Here is a 3,928-nt window from a genome sequence, read left to right as displayed (position 1 = left end):
TCCTGTCGCCGCTGGGCTGGGAGCACATCAACCTAACCGGCGATTACGTCTGGCGGCAGAGCCGCAGACTGGAAGACCGGAAGTTTCGGCCCTTACGGATGCCCGGAAAACCTTAGCGTACGATTTTTTCCGAATTCTGCGGGCTCCCCTATCTCATCTGCGCAAGGCAGAACGTGAAGACGGCCGCCCTGGACCTCGCCCGCGAGCGCCAGGCGCACGAGGCCGGCGCGCGGACCCGCGCCACGGCCCACGAGCGGACGCCGCAGCAGGAGCGCCAGAAGGCCGCCAGAGAGGCCGAGCGCGGCCGTGAGGCTTGGACGCTAGGGCAGGGCATGAAAAAGCCCGTAGCGGGCTGCTACGGGCGTCTGACGCGGTGGAAAGGGGGAGGGGATGTTGTCTACATGGCTCTGCTGTAGTGAGTGGGTTGCGCTCCGGCAGCGGTCCTGATCAATCGTCACCCTTTCTCGGTCCTTCAACGTTCCTGACAACGAGCCTCCTTTTCGCCAATCCATCGACAATCACCGCGAGTCCCTGCTCGAACGCTGCGTCCGGACCGGCTTCGTCGAAGGCGTCTATCGCGGCCCGCAACAGCGGCGAGAGCGGAGCCTGTTCAACGGTGCCGCCGCGCTCGCCGGCATCGCTGTCGCCGGCCTGCTCCTCAAGCACGGCCCCAACAGTGAAGTAGCTGATTGTCATCAGCGCATTGACGGCGTCCCCGGCCGAAAAACCCGCCTCGCAGAGGAAGCGAAGCTGCGCGTCGGCCGTTTCCATCTGCGGTGCGCCCGGTCGCGTGCCGGCATGGATGCGCGCGCCATCGCGGTAGGCGAGCAGCGCCTGCCTGAAGCTGCGGGCATTCCCGATCAGAAATGAGCGCCAGTCGTCGTCGGCTCTCGGCACCGAATGCGTATGATTCTCCGCCAGCATGGCTTCGGCCAGTGCGTCGAGCAGCGCCCGCTTGTTCCTGAAGTGCCAGTAAAGCGCCGGCTGCTGAACCCCCAACCGTTCCGCCAGTTTGCGTGTCGTCAGACCGTCTACGCCGACCTCGTTCAACAGGTCCAGGGCGGCACGGATCACTGTATTCGGCTGCAACTTTGTCATGCTTGACACTTTATCACTGATAAACATAATATGTCCACCAACTTATCAGTGATAAAGAATCCGCGCGTTCAATCGGACCAGCGGAGGCTGGTCCGGAGGCCAGACGTGAAACCCAACAGACCCCTGATCGTAATTCTGAGCACTGTCGCGCTCGACGCTGTCGGCATCGGCCTGATTATGCCGGTGCTGCCGGGCCTCCTGCGCGATCTGGTTCACTCGAACGACGTCACCGCCCACTATGGCATTCTGCTGGCGCTGTATGCGTTGATGCAATTTGCCTGCGCACCTGTGCTGGGCGCGCTGTCGGATCGTTTCGGGCGGCGGCCGGTCTTGCTCGTCTCGCTGGCCGGCGCTGCTGTCGACTACGCCATCATGGCGACGGCGCCTTTCCTTTGGGTTCTCTATATCGGGCGGATCGTGGCCGGCATCACCGGGGCGACTGGGGCGGTAGCCGGCGCTTATATTGCCGATATCACTGATGGCGATGAGCGCGCGCGGCACTTCGGCTTCATGAGCGCCTGTTTCGGGTTCGGGATGGTCGCGGGACCTGTGCTCGGTGGGCTGATGGGCGGTTTCTCCCCCCACGCTCCGTTCTTCGCCGCGGCAGCCTTGAACGGCCTCAATTTCCTGACGGGCTGTTTCCTTTTGCCGGAGTCGCACAAAGGCGAACGCCGGCCGTTACGCCGGGAGGCTCTCAACCCGCTCGCTTCGTTCCGGTGGGCCCGGGGCATGACCGTCGTCGCCGCCCTGATGGCGGTCTTCTTCATCATGCAACTTGTCGGACAGGTGCCGGCCGCGCTTTGGGTCATTTTCGGCGAGGATCGCTTTCACTGGGACGCGACCACGATCGGCATTTCGCTTGCCGCATTTGGCATTCTGCATTCACTCGCCCAGGCAATGATCACCGGCCCTGTAGCCGCCCGGCTCGGCGAAAGGCGGGCACTCATGCTCGGAATGATTGCCGACGGCACAGGCTACATCCTGCTTGCCTTCGCGACACGGGGATGGATGGCGTTCCCGATCATGGTCCTGCTTGCTTCGGGTGGCATCGGAATGCCGGCGCTGCAAGCAATGTTGTCCAGGCAGGTGGATGAGGAACGTCAGGGGCAGCTGCAAGGCTCACTGGCGGCGCTCACCAGCCTGACCTCGATCGTCGGACCCCTCCTCTTCACGGCGATCTATGCGGCTTCTATAACAACGTGGAACGGGTGGGCATGGATTGCAGGCGCTGCCCTCTACTTGCTCTGCCTGCCGGCGCTGCGTCGCGGGCTTTGGAGCGGCGCAGGGCAACGAGCCGATCGCTGATCGTGGAAACGATAGGCCTATGCCATGCGGGTCAAGGCGACTTCCGGCAAGCTATACGCGCCCTAGGAGTGCGGTTGGAACGTTGGCCCAGCCAGATACTCCCGATCACGAGCAGGACGCCGATGATTTGAAGCGCACTCAGCGTCTGATCCAAGAACAACCATCCTAGCAACACGGCGGTCCCCGGGCTGAGAAAGCCCAGTAAGGAAACAACTGTAGGTTCGAGTCGCGAGATCCCCCGGAACCAAAGGAAGTAGGTTAAACCCGCTCCGATCAGGCCGAGCCACGCCAGGCCGAGAACATTGGTTCCTGTAGGCATCGGGATTGGCGGATCAAACACTAAAGCTACTGGAACGAGCAGAAGTCCTCCGGCCGCCAGTTGCCAGGCGGTAAAGGTGAGCAGAGGCACGGGAGGTTGCCACTTGCGGGTCAGCACGGTTCCGAACGCCATGGAAACCGCCCCCGCCAGGCCCGCTGCGACGCCGACAGGATCTAGCGCTGCGTTTGGTGTCAACACCAACAGCGCCACGCCCGCAGTTCCGCAAATAGCCCCCAGGACCGCCATCAATCGTATCGGGCTACCTAGCAGAGCGGCAGAGATGAACACGACCATCAGCGGCTGCACAGCGCCTACCGTCGCCGCGACCCCGCCCGGCAGGCGGTAGACCGAAATAAACAACAAGCTCCAGAATAGCGAAATATTAAGTGCGCCGAGGATGAAGATGCGCATCCACCAGATTCCCGTTGGAATCTGTCGGACGATCATCACGAGCAATAAACCCGCCGGCAACGCCCGCAGCATCGCGACCGTCATCGGTGAGAAGTTCGGCAGGTATTGGGTGGTGACAATGTAGGTGCTGCCCCAAATGGCAGGTGCTATCGCTGTGAACAATAAATCGGGCGTGCGTAATGACATGCGATTACAAGACCTCCGCTACGGCGATGGGTTTTTGAGAGTTGCAGGCGCCGCGATGACCGCACCCTGACTTGGACTGGCCCTGCCTCGCACCAATCCACCTGCGGCTATGGCCGCGATCATGCGAGGCCCGAAAATTACACGACCTGTACACGTCCGCCGAACCCGGAACGCAACAGAGCTTCGTGGGCATCCCGATCCGGGTCGTAGCAGCAGTCCTGGACCAAACGCACGTCGTAGTCCGCATCACTAGCCCAGGCGACGCTTGAAAGAACAACGCCGGTGGTGCTTATCCCGGCCATGACAAGCGTGCTTACGCCGCGCGTCCGAAGGTCGGCGTCGAGCGCCGTGCCATAAAAGACGCTGGCTCGCGGACATGCATAGAAAAGGTCGCCCCGTTCGATCGCAAGCCCTTCGACGGGCAGACCGGTGCGAAATCGTCCGCTCGGGAGATACGGTGAGATTTGGCGATTCGTCGCCGGCGGCGCATGTTCATACTCTTCGCCGAGCGAAAAGTTGGGGAACAGCACGGGCCGGCCGCGCAAGGCGTGCTGGCAGCCGTGCAGACCCTGCGTGAGATGAACGCCGACAACCTGCGCAAGGTGCCGG

4 protein-coding genes are annotated in these 3,928 nt (G+C 62.4%); 1 reads left to right on the top strand and 3 read right to left on the bottom strand.

The features are described 5' to 3' along the window. Window positions 1–447: 447 nt before the first annotated feature. The gene (gene tetR(A), locus PG887_RS21885) at window positions 448–1,098 is read right to left on the bottom strand and encodes a tetracycline resistance transcriptional repressor TetR(A) (RefSeq protein WP_000164043.1); all 651 of its coding nucleotides are present in this window, start codon (window positions 1,096–1,098) and stop codon (window positions 448–450) included. A gap of 105 nt (window positions 1,099–1,203) precedes the next feature. On the opposite strand from tetR(A), the gene tet(A) reads away from it, so the two are divergent. Beyond that, complete coding sequence (gene tet(A) / locus PG887_RS21880) at window positions 1,204–2,403, top strand: tetracycline efflux MFS transporter Tet(A) (protein WP_000804064.1); 1,200 nt, start codon at window positions 1,204–1,206, stop codon at window positions 2,401–2,403. Window positions 2,404–2,434: 31 nt separating this feature from the next. On the opposite strand, the gene PG887_RS21875 is transcribed toward tet(A), so the two are convergent. Then, complete coding sequence (locus PG887_RS21875; RefSeq protein WP_000058717.1) at window positions 2,435–3,319, bottom strand: DMT family transporter; 885 nt, start codon at window positions 3,317–3,319, stop codon at window positions 2,435–2,437. Between the two features lie 137 nt (window positions 3,320–3,456). Next, window positions 3,457–3,849 (bottom strand): cysteine hydrolase family protein, encoded by a 393-nt coding sequence (locus PG887_RS21870; protein ID WP_001351729.1) that lies wholly within the window; start codon window positions 3,847–3,849, stop codon window positions 3,457–3,459. Between the last annotated feature and the right edge of the window lie 79 nt (window positions 3,850–3,928).

Origin of the sequence: Aeromonas sp. QDB14 (assembly GCF_027707845.1) — a bacterium.
Lineage (GTDB): Bacteria > Pseudomonadota > Gammaproteobacteria > Enterobacterales > Aeromonadaceae > Aeromonas > Aeromonas caviae.
The sequence above is the reverse complement of the archived record's forward strand: the minus strand, read 5'-3'. Positions and strand labels throughout refer to the sequence as shown.

Excerpts from the sequence above, each read along its gene's own strand:
- PG887_RS21875 (WP_000058717.1), bottom strand. The coding sequence starts at position 3,319 with ATGTCATTACGCACGCCCGATTTATTGTTCACAGCGATAGCACCTGCC.